12 protein-coding genes are annotated in these 16,317 nt (G+C 42.6%); 1 reads left to right on the top strand and 11 read right to left on the bottom strand.

Going from position 1 to position 16,317, the window contains the following annotated elements; genetic code table 11:
- Window positions 1-54 precede the first annotated feature (54 nt).
- The 9 genes from BANVL01_RS11955 to BANVL01_RS11920 all read right to left on the bottom strand — a co-directional run bounded on the left by BANVL01_RS11955 (window position 55) and on the right by BANVL01_RS11920 (window position 9,246).
- Window positions 55-1,665, bottom strand: coding sequence for a gamma-glutamyltransferase family protein (locus BANVL01_RS11955; protein ID WP_066091841.1), 1,611 nt, complete (start codon window positions 1,663-1,665; stop codon window positions 55-57).
- 179 nt (window positions 1,666-1,844) lie between these two features.
- A complete protein-coding gene (gene hpf / locus BANVL01_RS11950; protein WP_066091844.1) occupies window positions 1,845-2,393 on the bottom strand; it encodes a ribosome hibernation-promoting factor, HPF/YfiA family in 549 nt (182 codons plus the stop codon).
- 280 nt (window positions 2,394-2,673) lie between these two features.
- On the bottom strand, window positions 2,674-3,390 hold the full coding sequence (locus BANVL01_RS11945) for a ComFC family protein (RefSeq protein ID WP_066091847.1): 717 nt from the start codon (window positions 3,388-3,390) through the stop codon (window positions 2,674-2,676).
- Window positions 3,391-3,423: 33 nt separating this feature from the next.
- Entirely contained in the window at window positions 3,424-4,911 is a 1,488-nt protein-coding gene (locus BANVL01_RS11940) for an ATP-dependent helicase ComFA (RefSeq protein WP_066091850.1), read from the bottom strand.
- Window positions 4,896-5,156, bottom strand: coding sequence for a hypothetical protein (locus BANVL01_RS27235; protein WP_156482269.1), 261 nt, complete (start codon window positions 5,154-5,156; stop codon window positions 4,896-4,898). Before BANVL01_RS27235 ends, BANVL01_RS11940 begins: the two co-directional genes overlap by 16 nt.
- Before the next feature lie 12 nt (window positions 5,157-5,168).
- Window positions 5,169-5,891, bottom strand: a complete 723-nt coding sequence (locus BANVL01_RS11935; RefSeq protein WP_169803172.1) for a nuclease-related domain-containing protein — start codon at window positions 5,889-5,891, stop codon at window positions 5,169-5,171.
- Between the two features lie 467 nt (window positions 5,892-6,358).
- Entirely contained in the window at window positions 6,359-7,198 is an 840-nt protein-coding gene (locus BANVL01_RS11930; protein WP_066096920.1) for a DegV family protein, read from the bottom strand.
- A gap of 153 nt (window positions 7,199-7,351) precedes the next feature.
- A complete protein-coding gene (locus BANVL01_RS11925; protein ID WP_066091853.1) occupies window positions 7,352-8,038 on the bottom strand; it encodes a response regulator transcription factor in 687 nt (228 codons plus the stop codon).
- Between the two features lie 65 nt (window positions 8,039-8,103).
- Window positions 8,104-9,246: a sensor histidine kinase gene (locus BANVL01_RS11920; protein WP_066091856.1), complete on the bottom strand. Its 1,143-nt coding sequence runs from the start codon at window positions 9,244-9,246 to the stop codon at window positions 8,104-8,106.
- Window positions 9,247-9,575: 329 nt separating this feature from the next.
- Between BANVL01_RS11920 and BANVL01_RS11915 the strand changes: the two genes are divergently transcribed.
- On the top strand, window positions 9,576-10,214 hold the full coding sequence (locus tag BANVL01_RS11915; protein WP_066091859.1) for a YigZ family protein: 639 nt from the start codon (window positions 9,576-9,578) through the stop codon (window positions 10,212-10,214).
- A gap of 92 nt (window positions 10,215-10,306) precedes the next feature.
- Here the strand turns inward: BANVL01_RS11915 and BANVL01_RS11910 are convergent, their stop codons facing one another.
- Both BANVL01_RS11910 and BANVL01_RS11905 read right to left on the bottom strand, forming a co-directional pair.
- A complete protein-coding gene (locus BANVL01_RS11910) occupies window positions 10,307-11,359 on the bottom strand; it encodes a glycosyltransferase family 4 protein (RefSeq protein ID WP_066091862.1) in 1,053 nt (350 codons plus the stop codon).
- A 122-nt stretch (window positions 11,360-11,481) separates the two neighbouring features.
- Window positions 11,482-16,083 (bottom strand): bifunctional 2',3'-cyclic-nucleotide 2'-phosphodiesterase/3'-nucleotidase, encoded by a 4,602-nt coding sequence (locus BANVL01_RS11905; RefSeq protein ID WP_483310425.1) that lies wholly within the window; start codon window positions 16,081-16,083, stop codon window positions 11,482-11,484.
- Between the last annotated feature and the right edge of the window lie 234 nt (window positions 16,084-16,317).

The following is a 16,317-nucleotide window of genomic DNA, read 5'->3' as shown; positions in this document are numbered from 1 at the left end:
TGTGGATAAACAGTACCAACATAGAGTTATCCACATGGGGATAACTCTACCCTGCTACCACGCCGCAATCGCCCCGTCCGTCCGCGACTCCGTTCCACCCATCAGCACACCTGTCTCCGGATTGCGCCAAATAATTTGCCCGCGTCCAAAGCCGCCTGTATCAAGGGACACTTCAATCTGATGCCCCTTCCGGACTAAAGCCTGGGCAAGATGAATCGGAAAATGTGGTTCCACTTGAATCTTTCTGCCTTCCAGCCATTGCCATCTTGGCGCATCAAGGGCTGCCTGTGGATTCAAGCCAAAATCAATTGTATTCATGACAACCTGCATATGTCCCTGCGGCTGCATAAATCCACCCATTACCCCAAACGGTCCCACTGCTTGGTCTCCTTTTGTTAAGAAGCCGGGAATAATTGTGTGATACGTCTTGGATCCTGGCCGCAATGCGTTAACATGCTTTGGATCTAATGAAAAGTCACAACCCCGGTTTTGTAAGGCGATTCCGGTGCCTGACACCATGATTCCAGAGCCGAAGCCCATATAGTTGCTCTGAATGAACGAGACCATGTTTCCATCACCATCTGCTGCGGCAAGGTATACTGTGCCTCCCCGCGGCTGCTCGTATGGGCGTGGCATTAACGCTTCTTCAGCAATTTCGCTTCGTCTAATGTCGCCATAAGCGTCACAAAGAACGTCAGCAAGATTCATTTTCATAAAAGATGGGTCGGTAATGAACGCCTTGCCATCAGTAAGTGCGAGCTTCATCGCTTCGATTTGTTTGTGGTAGGTATCGACAGTTTCTTTTTCCATAAACCCGAATCCCTTGATAATATTCAAGCCCAACAGCGCGGCCAGCCCCTGCCCATTCGGCGGAATCTCCCAAACATCATAGCCTCTGTAGTTCACCTTGATGGGGTCGACCCATTCAGCCCGGTATCCTGCTAAATCTTCTTTGGAAATGAATCCATTATAGCGCTCGGAGCAGGCTGCGATTTTGTCGGCGAGTTCACCACGATAGAAGCTTTCCGCACTCGATTCTGCAATGGAGCGTAAAGTCACAGCATGGTTCTTCGCGAGCCAAATTTCACCAGCTTTTGGTGCCCGGCCATTTGGAGCAAAGGTGTCAAACCATGGCTGGAACTCCTCACCAATTAATTGTTGTTTGAAACGGTTATAGCCTAGTCCCCAGTACTTGGCGAGGATTGGGGTCAACGGAAAGCCGCTCTCTGCATAGTCAATTGCCGGCTGAAGCACATCTTTAAACGGGAGTCGGCCAAATTTCTTAGACATTTCGGCCCACGTGGACGGTACACCAGGGACGGTAACCGGAATAATTCCATGTGTTGGAATTTTGTCGAAGCCGCGAGCTTTTACAGCATCAATTGACATTTTCTTCGGTGCGGGCCCGCTGCCATTTAGGCCATGGAGCTTCCCCTTCGTCCAAATAAGGGCAAAGGCGTCACCACCGATGCCGTTTGAGGTTGGTTCGAGCACAGTTAACGCAGCAGCTGCTGCAATCGCTGCATCAATAGCGTTCCCGCCTTGTTTAAGGATGTCGAGCCCAACCTGGGCAGCGAGCGGCTGGGATGTCGCAATCATGCCGCGATTGGCAAAAACCGTTGTCCGCTGCGATGGATATTGATTGTACTGAAAATCAAAGTCCATATGAGAACACTTCTTTCTAGTAATCTTGTTTCTATTATATAGAAGATTATGAACTTGGAATATTAAAATAATTTGCAATATGAATTTTACGCTTAAAACAATCATGGAAATCTGCGATCCGACCCTTTTCCAGACAAAAACGCTGCCCCGGTCAAATCCGGAGCAGCGTTCTCATTCGTTTATTGTGCTTCAATTAAGCCGTAGCGGCCGTCTTTACGTTTGTAAACGACGTTTGTGCGATTTGTGTCTGCATTGTTGAATACATAGAAGTTATGACCAAGCATGTTCATTTGTAGGATTGCTTCTTCACTGTCCATTGGCTTGAGATCAAAGCGCTTTGTGCGAACTAATTCTAATTCGTCTTCCTCGGCTTCATGGGCCTCTGAAGGTTCAGAAACCGCAAAGGTAACTGGAAAATCACCTTTTTCACGGAATTTACGGTTTACCTTTGTTTTGTGTTTGCGGATTTGACGCTCAAGCTTATCTGAAACTAAGTCAATCGCCGCATACATATCTACGTTTGTTTCCTCCGCGCGTAAAACTAATTGCCGCATCGGGATGGTTACCTCTACTTTTGAAGTTTTATCTTGATTGAATTTTAGATTCACATTTACCATTGCATCTGGTGCTTCAGTAAAGTAGCGTTCCAATTTTGCAATTTTCTTTTCTAAATACTCTCTAATTGCTGGAGTTACCTCGATGTTTTCACCACGAACGTTATATTTCATTTGTGGACTCCTCCTTTTGTTAAGGCTATGTAATACTATTTCTATTTTGCCCTATGATTATCCTGCTAAATATGGATAAAAATTTTGTCGAATTATTGACAAAAACATCAGGCAAATAGTGACAATGTTTAACACAACCTTTGACTTTAGCAGGTAATTTTTACTAAAATGAAAGATTGTTCCTCTTAAGTATAATATTAAGTGGGACAATTTTCCACTAAAATGCTTAAAGAATAGGTTAGATTGCTCGCTGCATCTGTAACCTCCAGAAGTTTTCCGTCTATCTTGCAATCGTCAGTGATTGAATGCTGGCAGCACCTGCCTCTTTCAAAAGTTTTGCTGCGTGCCTTAGCGTTGAACCTGTAGTATAAATATCGTCTACAAGGACAACTTTTTTTCCTTCCAAAGATATATTCGGTTCGACCTTAAAGACTTGCGGAAGATGGATTCGCTCAGACCTTGATTTCTTTGATTGTTTTTCTGAGTGAATTCGGGTTAGGAGCTCTGTTGTTGGATAGCCTGATGCAATCAACAGTGCGGCAGCCTGATTAAACCCCCGCTCAACTAGGCGCTCCCTGCTTAAAGGAATCGGGACAAGGAAATCCGGAGCTATTCTGGCAAGCTCATCTTTGAAAAATGGTGCAAATACCTTCGCCAGTACATAATCACCGCGAAATTTAAACTTCGCTATCACTTCTTTTAAAAAATCATTATAGAGGAATAGGGAGTTGTTTTTGTCAAGGAAGCCCTGCCACTCAGGTTCTTCCTCCCAGCGATAGCAGTCATGGCACAAATTTCCATCGCGGAATTTTCCATCCAGCGAGTGAAATGGCCGGTTGCAAATTCTGCAGGCTTCGCCGTCGATTTTTTCAAACCTGCCATCACATTTGGGGCAGATGAAATGTTCTTTTTCTTGAGAGAATAACGCCCCCCATCCTATGGCCGGATGGATTATTTCGTGACAGATTAAACAGCGGTCTTGAGGGAATAGATGCATCGGTTAATTCACTCCTTTCATTTGAAAAATTGATTAGCAGTCAAGTAAGCCCCGTTTAAGTCCCTCCCGATTCATCTCGATTATTTGTCTTTTGGCTTTTAACATCTCATCTGTTTTTCCGTAGTGAAAAAAGGTTATCTTCCCTTTCGGATGATCTTTACTCCGCCCTGCTCTTCCAGCGATCTGCACAAGGGCACTTTCAGTAAAAATGGTATCTTCCGCACCTATAACGGCAACATCAATATTTGGAAAGGTGACCCCGCGTTCGAGGATGGTCGTTGTCAACAACAGCGGGATTTCTTTGGCCCGCATTTTTTGGACCTTTTCTTTCCGGTCAGGGTCCTCGGCATGTACTGCTTCAATGGTTTGCGCAAACTGGCGGAGAATTGGGAGTGCCGTTTCCATCAAAGAAATATGCGGGAAAAAGACGAGTGCTTGTTTATTCGCTTGGATCCGCTCATTTATCCATCTGAGTACATTGACTGGCATCCTGTTCTTTTGCAGCCGCTTTTGCCAGTTGCCGCACCAGATAAATTCCGGTACCGGGAGTGGATGGCGGTGGAAGCGAGCCGGGATTGTGGTAAAGGCTCTCTTCCCACTGCGGCATTCTCGCTGCCATTTTTCATTCGGCGTGGCTGTCAGATATATCATCGCTGAGGCCGGGTTCCGCGCCTGGATTGCGGCATGCTGAAGTGACTCCTCAACTGTATAGGGAAAGGCATCGACCTCGTCCAAAATCAGCGCATCAAAGGCATGGTAAAAGCGAAGGAGCTGGTGGGTGGTTGCGATTGTGAGCGGCGCATATAGATGACGGTCTTCGCTGCCGCCGTACAGTGAGGCAACGGTTATCTCCGGGAATGCTGCCTTCAGTCTTGGCGTGAGTTCGAGGACGACGTCTGTTCTCGGCGTGGCGATGCAGATTCTTTTTTTCGCAGCCAGCGCTGCCTCGATTCCTGCGAATAGCACCTCTGTCTTTCCTGCCCCGCAAACGGCCCAGACCAATAATTCTTTATTTTCTTGAATGGCGCCGACCACCCGGTTCGATGCCTCCGACTGCCCCTTTGAAAGCGTCCCCTGCCATTGGCTGATTTTTTCAGGGTGAATGGTGTCAGGCACCGGGCCATTCCAGCCGATGAGCGGAGTACATCCACTAATTCTCCCCATCATGATGCACTGGCGGCAATAAAGGCAGGTTTCTCCACATCGGGCGCAGGGGTAGTAAGCAAACCACTGTTGGTCCTTGTTTCCGCAGCGGGCACATGCCGGCTGTTTTCCTTTGTAAATAATCCCATGCCGGTAAGTAACATATCCATTTTCGTAATGTGATTGAATTTCATTTAGAGGGAATGGGATATCGTTAAGGAGGAGCTGTTTGCCGGTCAAAAGCTGCTGAAGATTGCCGTTGAAGTGGTAGTCTTGGTTGAGCGGCGGCTGCGGTAGGGCTGGGATTTGTGAGATTGGCCGTGAGTCTTCTATTGTGTTGCTTGGGAGTAATATTCCATTTTTTATGGTAAACCGCATGTTTCCACCTTCTTTGAATTTAGATGATAGATACGACTTTTTGTTGTTCCTGTTGCTGGCAAGTTTAATTTAAAGAGAAACTTTTGCGATGTATGAATGGTTGGGATATGCAGGAAGACGCGAAACTCAAAATTGGTAATCGTTGGACCAATCAAATGGAAGCGGTCAGTGAGGGCATCTAAATGGGCATCTTTTGAGGTAGTTAGGCAGGAGCTGCAAATCCATTTACCTCTTTTGTATGTCATTGGGAAGTGCTGTCATTTTTCATTTGGGCAGCAAACCCCGCTGCGAATATCTTTTTCTGTTAGTTTATATTCCTTTAAAATATTTATCGGCTTCGGACTATGTTGACTTAAGAGTAATTTTCCTATTTGGGTGATGGTCTGGGTATCCACTCTTTCATGATTAAATCGTTGTTCTATGTTCTCAATTTTATTAAAAAGATCTCTTCCTTTACAGACTTTACTGAAATCAGTTCGATCACCAGGATTGGTTTTTAAAATAGTTTTAGTTGCGCTTTTGAAAAAAACAAGATGTTCAATCGGCAGCAAATTCAGTCCGTTCTTGACCAGCCATGTTCTAAGCAGAGATTGAAGTCGTTGAGCTTGGACACGCGGGTCCTCAAATGATTCCTCCGTCCCGTCAGCATTTTGACGAATCAGCTGTTTAAAAACATTGTCAAAAACCAATGTACCTAAAATATTTTTTGCTTCAATGATTAGGATAAGGTTTTGTGATAAGAGAAGTGTATCAATTTGAAAGTGAATACCATTGACTTGTAGTTGGAGGTCGTGGAAGATGAGGTATTTTTCTTGTGGAAGTTCTTTTACGTAATTGGCTAATGCAATTTCGCCCCAGTATCCAGCCCATCTTTTGGCTAGATCTTTCTCAATTTCTTGATATCGACTATGGCCTGTTTTTAGGCGTCTTTTTAAGATTTCTGTTAAAAAAAGCCGTTGCGGAGGGGTTAGTTCTTTCATGTTCAATTTATTCGTCACTCCTTTTTCTATCTTGGAAAAATTCTAACTTTGGATGGATTCTGCATTTAAAGGCGAAAATCCTGCTTATTTGTCGAAGACTTTGTAAAGTTTTTATGTCATTTTTTTATCTGTAAGGGGATTCCGCCAAACTGGATGGGGGTATCCGCCATTATTAGCTTAGATTTTGTTAACTCGTTTAGGAATTTCGCCAAACTCGTGCAGTGATATCGCCAATTCGTGCCGGAATCTCGCCAAACTGCACGGGAATCTCGCCAAACGGCAGAGTTATCTCGACAACTTTCTCATTAATTTCGCCGAACTGACCTCCGATTATGCCAACCCACTTTTTTTATTATCTATCCGAACTAGTCCAATCTTGAAGGTTTGCCCACTTTTAAAGATTGATAAAAACCAATATAAAAAACCATCCCGGTCAGAGACCGGAATGGCTGTACTTATCTATTCTACTATTTTTTCATCCAACCCATGCCCATCGAGCCTTCGCCGAGGTGGGTGCCGATGACAGCTCCAAAGTAGCCGATGGAGAACTCAACGTTGGGATACAGAGCCGATAACTCGTTCCGCCATTCCTTCGCCTCTTCCTCGCGGTTGGCGTGAATGATAACGGCTTGGTAGGCAGCTCCGCTCGCAGCATCCTCGTCGAGCAGGTCGACCATTCGTTTCATCGCTTTCTTTCGGGTGCGGATTTTTTCAAACGGGACAATGGCCTTGTCGACGAAATGGAGCAGTGGTTTGACCTGCAGGAGACTGCCGATGAAGGCGGCGGCTCCTGAGAGGCGGCCACCGCGCTGCAAGTGTGACAAGTCATCAACCATGAAATACGCGCGGGCAGATTGTTTTAATTCTTTAAGTCTATTGATAATTGCCTCAGGTTCCTCGCCTCTTGCAGCCCACTTGACCGCTTCAATAGCGTAGAATCCTTGAACCATGCAGCTGATTTCCGAATCAAATGGAAAAACCTTGATGCCTTCAACCATCGTGCTGGCCGTTACGGCCCCCTGGTACGTGCCGCTGATGCCGCTTGAAAGGTGAACACAGATAACAGCATCGTACTCGCTGGCTAACTGCTCAAAAAGCGCAACAAATTGACCAATCGGCGGCTGTGAAGTAGTTGGCAGCTTCTTTGTTTTTACTTCTTCGTAAAACTGACTCCAGGTGATATCGATTTCTTCCTGATAAACTTCGTTTCCGAAAACAACATTTAACGGGATCATATGTATATTCCATTTATCACGTAATTCTTTCGGTATGTACGCGGTGCTATCCGTGACAACTGCCGTCTTCATAAATATTTGTACCATCCTTGTTTTTTCTGCAACAAACCTTTTGTATTTTATTTTATAGGAAAGCGGAATAAATTGCATTATTTTGGGTAACTATTTCCTATGTAAGAAAAAAGAGCACGCGCCTCGGCATGCTCTTCACTCTATTACACATAATTATCGGACTTCAACCCAGCCATTTTTGATTGCGACGACGACGGCTTGGGTGCGGTCGTTTACGTTCATTTTTTGTAAAATGTTTGACACGTGGTTTTTGACCGTTTTTTCGCTGATAAATAGGGCCTCACCGATACCGCGGTTACTTTTTCCATCGGCAAGCAATTGCAGCACTTCGCATTCGCGACGTGTTAACAAATGGAGTGGACGGCGGATTTCAAGCGTTGGAGCGTATCCGCGCCCGCCGCCGGCAACTCCTGCGGCTAGTTTTCGATATTCATTGACTAAATTGTGAGTGACTTTTGGATGCAAATAGGAACCGCCATCAGCCACGACACGGACTGCTTCAATCAAAGCATCGGCGTCCATTTCTTTTAATAGATAGCCTCTTGCACCAGTTTTCAAGGCATGGGTTACATAGTTTTCATCGTCATGAATCGAGAGAATGATAACCTTTGTATCCGGGTATTTTTCAATGAGCTCGCGGGTTGCTTCGACCCCGTTCATTTGCGGCATATTGATATCCATAATAACGACATCTGGCAGGTTTTCCTGCACAAGTCCTAATGCTTCGCTTCCATCATCGCCTTCAGCAACGACTTGGAATGATTTTTCAAACTCTAGTATTCTCTTAACGCCTTCTCTGAATAGTTGGTGATCGTCAATAATGACAATTTTGGTAGTCAATTGCTACGCCCCCTAATCTTTCATTTCATTAGTTTTATTAGTCACACAAATCTATTAGATTTTCTTTAGTTAATGAATGGAACGTGAATTAATACAGCGGTTCCTTTGCCAAGTTTTGAATCAAAAGTGAGTTCACCATCAAGCAAGTCGACTCGCTCTCTCATTCCGATTATTCCAAAGGATTCTGGTTTCTTTTGGGTGGTATCAAAACCGGCTCCATTGTCCTTGATTAAAACGGTAATTGCAGTATTTGTTATTTCTAATCTAACTTTGATTTCACAGGCATTTGCGTGTTTCAGCGCATTTTGCACGGATTCCTGAATCATTCGGAACAAGGCAACCTCATACTTAGTTGGCAAACGGCGTTCTATTCCGATATTCACAAACTCAATTTTTGAGTGGTTATGATATTCTTCGATGGTTTGCAAATATTTTCTGAGGGTAGGGACAAGACCTAAGTCATCCAATGCCATTGGACGCAGGTCATAAATAATTCGCCGGACTTCGTAGAGTGCAGCGCGAACCATTTTTTTGAAGCTGGTAACTTCAGAAAAAGCCTCCTCCGCCCCCTTATCCCGATATACCCGCTCAATTAAATCAGAGCGCATAATAACGTTGGCAAGCATTTGTGCCGGCCCATCGTGAATCTCTCTTGATAGCCGCTTGCGTTCTTCTTCCTGTGCTTCAATGATTTTTAAGCCGAAGTCTTGTTTGGCTTTGGCATTTTCCAATGCTTTACCGACCTGTTTTAAATCACTCGTTAAATAATTCATGACAACAGAAATTTGCGAAATCAGCTGGTCCGCACGATCAATTGTTTCATCTAAACCGATTAGTCTTCGCTCAAGGTCGTCCCTTTTTTCCAAAAGCTGCTTCTTATATTGCCAGTTTATCGAAAGGTCCATTTGAAGCTGGTGAGCCTTTTCATAGGCATCCCGGACCTCTCCCTCCGAATACTTTTTGAAATTCATGCTAACCTCGGAAAGCATAACCCGCGCTTCTAGCACCTGACTTTCAAGCTGCTGGCCTTCTTCATTTAATTTGACCATCATTTGCTTAATTGATTTCAATTCATTGGTCATATTTTCGTAGTCTGTTCGACATTGTTCGCCAATCCGAAATATGTCAGTTTTACTACAAGTAACCGTGTCAATCATTTCTTCACGAATTTCATCAATCGACTTCGTATTAATTTGCTCTATTTTCATTGTTTTTTCCTCCGGGGAGATTTTTTCCCTTTAGGCCTTCATACTCATTTTACCTTGGCTTGTAACAATTTACTAACATTTGCACCTTAAAATGTAGACTAATGGCTCGGCATTCGAGAAAAGGTAGTATAATAATAGTATTATTTCTACTTCATTTCTCCTGTTGTAGTAAACTTTTTTATAAAAGCTGCACAATCCAATTAAGCCTATTATACCATTCGAAGGTTACTGACATATTAAAGGTATATTACACAAATATTTTTTCGAAAAAGCTTTTCTGACATATAACTGTTTAATTTCCCCAATTATAAAAGAAGGAGGAGCTTACTATGCTGAGCCGCTACTGTACAGTGAAACAATCTGGAAACCATGAAATTAACATCCAAAAATCGCGTTTTATCGCCCACATTAAAAGGGTCGAAACAGAATTAGAAGCACAGGAATTCATTCAGGCCATTAAGAAGCAGCATTGGAATGCCACCCATAACTGCTCTGCCTATCTCATTGGCGAGCTTGATCAGATTCAAAAGGCGAACGACGACGGTGAACCAAGCGGTACGGCCGGTGTTCCCATCCTTGAAGTTTTGAAAAAAAGAAAACTGAAAGACACAGCAGTTGTTGTCACCCGCTACTTTGGCGGGATTAAATTAGGCGCAGGCGGTCTCATCCGTGCCTATGGAAAAGCAACATCTACAGGATTGGACTCGGTTGGCATTGTCGAAAGAAAGCTTTCTCAAATCGTCCAAGTGAAAATTGATTACACCTGGCTTGGGAAAATTGAAAAGGAACTGCGGTCATCTACGTACAAAATTAAAGAAATTCATTACTTTGATACCGTTGAAGTCGAAACTTTTGTTGACGAAAGCAGCGTCCAGGCATTTATGGATTGGATGATTGAACTAACCAATGGCCAGTGTACCCTTGAAAAAGGCGAAACCGTCTACCTTGAGGAAGATTATGTAAGCTAATCTTAAGAAAGATTATATTCGTTTTATCAGTAGAAAACAATTGGGAAAATATTCATAGGAAAGTGGGACGAGGAGCCTTCCCTTCGTCCCATTTAGGAGCGGTTTTTGTTTAGTGTGCGGACGATGTTTAGTAATGGACGATTGTTATGACCCATTAGGCCGATTTTTTCGGCTATTATTTCGATGAGTAGGACGATAATCCCAATTAATACTAGTGCCCCGCCGATTCTAGCTTGGGAATAGATGACCGCGACTAGTCCGAAGAAGGCGGCCATGGCATAAATGAGTAAAACAGTTTGTCGGTGTGAATAGCCCATTCGGAGCATGCAGTGATGGAGATGAGATTTATCCGGTGCAGATAAGGGCTGTTTGTTAATGATTCTTCTGATAATCGCGAAAATCGTGTCTGAAATCGGCACTCCAAGGATAATCACTGGAATAACAAAGGAAATAAAGGTGACATTTTTAAAGCCAAGGAGCGAGAGAACCGAAATGATAAATCCTAAAAAGAGCGCTCCCGTATCCCCCATGAAAATCTTTGCCGGATGGAAATTATAAATTAGAAATCCGAGTGTACTGGCCAGGACAATTAAGCCAACGGCTGCTACGTAAAAATTCCCCTGAATAATCGCCATTCCTGAAATCGTTATTAAGGCAATCGAAGATACCCCAGCAGCCAAGCCATCAAGGCCGTCAATTAAGTTAATTGCGTTGGTGATGCCGACAATCCACAGAATCGTAAAAGGGATACTTAAAAACCCAAATTGGAGTTGGCCGCCAAATGGCAGGTTAATAAACACCATTTGTAAATCCCCTAAAAAAACAACAGCGCAGGCGGCTGCAAATTGTCCGAGGAGCTTATACTTGGCAGGTAATTCAAACATATCATCACAAAAGCCAGTAATAATAATGAGCAGACAACCAAGCAAAATGGCCCATGAAAATTGGCTTTCGGGTCTCAACAAAATAATACCGACGATAAAACTTATAAATATGGCTAAGCCTCCAAGCCTCGGCATGATCGACTGATGGACTTTGCGTTGATTCGGCCGGTCTGTTGCCCCAATCATAAACGCAAATTTTTTTATCAATGGTGTAATAAGAATGGAAACAGCAAAACATACTATCAAGGTTAGATAAAGCATCAAAAATCCTCCTTGTTAGTCAGTTTGTCCATTAAAACTAAAACGAAAACAAAGAAACAATAGTAAAAAACGGAAAAAAAGAGGCACTCCCCGAAGGAAATGCCCCTTTCTCTAGAAAAGGATTACTTAATCCATGCTCCGTCTTTACCTAGTTTGTATTTGCCGATTGTGGTGTTAGCAGCCATGCTTCCGTCATTGTAGAGGAAGTACCACTTAGAGCCAACTTGAATCCAGCCGGTCTTCATTGCACCAGATGATGCAAGGTAATACCATTTGTTATTTACCTTAACCCAGCCTGATTGCATTGCACCAGAGTTTGCAAGGTAGTACCAAGTCTTGCCGTCTTTCATCCAGCCGGTTTGCATTGCGCCAGACGATGCAAGGTAATACCAAGTCCTACCGTCTTTCACCCAGCCCGTTTGCATGACACCTGAATTATTAAAGAAGTACCACTTGCCACCTACTTTAGCCCAGTTAACTTTCATATCTCCGTTAACTTGGTCTAGGAAGTACCATTTGTTATTTTCTTTGTACCAGCCGGTTTGCATTTCTCCATATGTTTCTTCATCATCACTGAAGAAATACCACTTGCCATTTACTTTAACCCAGCCAGTTTCCATAATGCCTTTATTATTGAAGTGATACCAAACTCCATCTTCCTTGAGCCAGCTATTAGTCATTTCAACGCCAGTCTCAGGATTAATATAGTGATACCCATCTTCATCATAATACCAGCCAATGTATTGTTCAACCGTTACAGTAGTTGCTTTACTTACGTTCCCAGCAGCATTTTTTGCTGTTACAGTAATAACCGTTCCTACTTTTTGTACTTCAATTTCGATTTCGAAATATCCATCTTTCTCAGCAACAGTCGAGCCAATAACTTTGTTTCCAACTTTCGCTTCTACAGTGGAACCTGGTTCTGAAAATCCAATTATAAATGTGTCTAAGTTTGTTACTTCATAAACTTCTGGTGCTGCAGGTGCAGTTACGTCTTTAACCGTCACTTTTGTTTCTTCACTCACGTTGCCAAGAGCATTTGTTGCTGTTACAACAAGTTCAGTTCCTGCTTTTTGAGCGGTGATTGAAACAGAAAATTTACCATCAGCTTCAGCAATTGCAGTTCCGATTACATTACCATTTGCTTTTACTTCTACCTTAGCTAAAGCTTCTGTAGTTCCAGTAACTTTTGTTGTTTTATTTGTTACAGCATCAACCTGTGGTGCATCAGGTGCAGTTGTATCTGCTGCCAATTGCTTAATCCGGCCTTCAATCTCTGCAGTGAAACCTTTAGGCAATGTTTTGAAGTACTCCACAAATTGATCTAAATCAACACCAGCAGTTACGCGATTTTTACCTTGGAGAAGAACCGTAAATCCATCGCCGCCATCAGCCATAAAGTTATTTACAGTAATAGAGTATTCTGCTTTAGGATCGATTTTCTTTCCATTTGGTAGATAAATGTCTAGGATCTTTTTTCCGTAATCATTTTTATCTGTCCAAGTGTAACGAAGACCAGAAATAGCCATGATCTTGTTATAGCTTGGTGGTGCTTGGAACTGTTGATTTAGTAAGATTCGAACTTGTTCACCAGTAATCGTCAGTGTAACGTTATCATTACCAAATGGTTGAACCTTGAATAAATCTCCCCAAGTAACGATACCTTGTGGCACAGGATTACGAATACCCCCGGAATTCATGAAGGCAAAATCAGTTTTATTCAACGTGCGCATACCATCTGCAATCACGTTACCTAATACAGATTCTCCGTCTGGATTAGCTGTCTTGCTCAATTCAGCCCCAGTTTCACCTACTGGTTTGCTAACGATTGGTTTAATATCTTCTTGATACCCATCAAGCTGCGCTTTGACTTTTGCATCAGGAGTAATCTTATTATGGTCAGTCATTACAATTTCTGCTTGTGAAGCTACGATATCTTTCGTAACTGGGTCAATCGTTAAATTTACATCAGAGAATGCTTGACCATAAGAATAGGCTTGAACTAGTAGTTTTTCCTTTCCAGTGTCATCCTTCACCTTTGCATTTAAATAGGCGTGGTCATGTGCACCAAAGATGACATCAACCTCAGGATCGACTTTCTTAGCGATATCAACTACATCTCCAGTTGCACCTGTTCCGTCAGTTTTAGAAGAACCCGCATTGTGGGCAAGTACCACAATCGATTTAATCCCTTGATCTTTTAATTCTTTTGTATACTTGTTAATGGCTGTGACTTCATCAGTGAATTTAACGCCTGCTACACCGCTTGGAATAACAATCGTTGGTGTACTAGTAGTAACGACACCGATAAATCCAATCTTAACGCCATCCACTTCTTTTACTACATATGGAGGTAAAATAGGCTCATTTGTTTTTTCATTTACTACGTTCGCAACCGTGTATTTCATATCTGCACCCGTAAACTTGCCATATTTCTCTTCATATTGTTTTGTTTTCTCGTGGCTTCCACCATTAATTAAACGCATCATTTCGGCAACGCCTTCATCAAATTCATGGTTACCGATTGTCCCTACATCCATACCGATTTGGTTCATGAACCGAATCGTTGGTTCGTCTTGTAATAAAGCAGAAACTGGAGGGCTAGCCCCGACAAGGTCACCGGCTTGAATCATAAGTGTATTAGAAGGATTCGTTGCTTTGCGGTCCTTCAGGTAAGCAGCTAAATATTCTATACCGCCGACTACTGAAGTAACATTACCTTGTGCATCTTTATTCGTTTTCCACGTGTCAAGCTGACCATGGAAGTCGTTGATGCCTAGTAATTGAACGTGTACATTTTGATCTAATTCAAATAGCTCGTATCCAGGTTTTGTTGTTGATGTACCAAGGTCTTTTACATCTGGCTGTTGCGCAAGGTATGCCTTTGCTTCAGGAGCAGAGTGGAATACTAATTTTGCAACGCCGCCAACAGGAGCAATTCTCCAGTTATTATCAGCCACTGGGTTAATTGTACCTTTTGCTGAAATATAATCCATTAAAATTTGGCGATTTTCAAATGGAGAATCGACAACCACTTTTGCATCCTTCAACTCAGGAAGACCGCCGCTGCCGCCAGCGCGGTAGTTATTTGTAGCTACAATGAATTTTTGAGCTGGATCAACAGCTTTTCCATCCAGCAATGTTAATTTAATGATTCTTTGTCCAACTGGTTTTGTTACGTCAATTTCGTATTTAACACCATCAATGACATCATAGTTGTAAGGACGGAAATCATAGTCAAGTAAATCTTGGTTTCCAGCTTTATTCGGGTCGATTGTTTTGAATTGTGAAGCAGAAATTTCTAACCAGCGCTTCACTTGGTCACCGCTAACCTCTACAGCCTTTAATGTATTATCAAACAAATACAAATCAGCTGCACTCTTGATCGCGACATCACCTTTTGGAATATTTGTATAATCGCTAACACCACCACGGCCGCCTTTAAATGGTGCTGCTGCGGATAGAACAGGAACATTCTTATATTCTGGTGCATTTGCATTAATCCATTTTTTCACGTAGTCCATTTGTGCTGCGTTCACAATTTGCGTGGATGCATCATCCATTACACGGGTAAAGAAGCTGTGCATTGGAACATCAGTTTCGCCGATTTTTCCACGTACATAGTTAAGAGTAGCATCATGGGCATCCTTCACATCAGCAACAATTTTTTCATCCGAAGCCGTGTCAGTAGATACAGGACGGTTTACTGATTTAGAGTTTGCCTTATCAACTGTCCACTTTCCTTGTGCATCCTGAACAAGAGCTAAATCAAGTACACCAAGGTTGTTTCCCCAGAAACCGGCTTCAACAGCTTGGACACCGTTAATTTTTCCATTGGTATTATCGATGTTAGCTTTGCCGTTAAAGACAGCATCTCCAGGGAAGTTCACGTGAGAATGGCCAAATAACATTGCATCGATGCCGGGAACTTTGGTTAGGTCATATACAGCATTTTCTGCTTCTTCTGTTCCTTCTGCTGCAATATCACATCCAGAGTGTGCAATGGCTACAATAACATCTGCGCCTTCTGCCCTCATTTTTGGAATGAATTTGTTTGCTTCTTTGACAATATCCTTCGTAATGACTTTCCCAGAAAGGTTATCCTTGTCCCATCTCATGATTTGAGGTGGAGCAAAGCCGATTACCCCAACCTTAATGACATGCTCGTTTCCAGCATCATCCTTAATAGTTTTTGGCAGGATTTTATAAGGGGAAAAATAGTTAACATCATTAGAAGGATCGTTATCATGATCGTCTTTATAGATGTTAGCGTTTACAATCGGGAACTGAACTTCCTCTAAAACATCATTTAAATAGTCTAAACCATAGTTGAACTCATGGTTTCCAACGATACCTGCATCATATTTCAAATAATTCATTGCTTTGTAAATTGGATGCGTTTCATCTGGTGCTAATCTTTTTACTTTCGCTACATAACTGGCAAGCGGATTCCCTTGAATCGTATCACCAGCATCAAAAAGCATGGAGTTCGTTTTCTCAGACCTAGCTTGTTTGATTAACGTTGCAGTTTTTGCTAGTCCATAATCTGTTACTGGAGCATCTTTGAAATAATCATACGGCATGACATTGGAATGCAGGTCCGTAGTTTCCAAGATACGAAGAGTTGCGGTACTTCCTGTACCTTCTGCTTTGGCTGCATGTGGGAAAATATTCAATGGAACCACTGAAAGCGCTAACGCAACAGCTAGAGAACCATTAAGCATACGTTTCTTGATGCTTCTTTTAATCTTTCTCTTCACACTCTTTCCGCCCTTCGACAAAATATTTTTTATTGCAAGATTTATTCTACTAATTTTCAGTAGAGTTTAATAGTCTTTTTAAAAAAATTTTACAAGATTTTAATTGAAAATTTATTAAATGTAATTAACTGAATTTTCATAACGTTAAAGCGTTCTTTTTGATAAAAAAACCTTGGAAGTTCATGTAACCAAGACACG

This window comes from Neobacillus novalis NBRC 102450 (assembly GCF_001591805.1).
Taxonomy (GTDB): Bacteria; Bacillota; Bacilli; order Bacillales; family Cytobacillaceae; genus Neobacillus; species Neobacillus novalis.
Note: the sequence above shows the minus strand (reverse complement) of the source record. Positions and strands in the feature narration are given on the sequence as shown.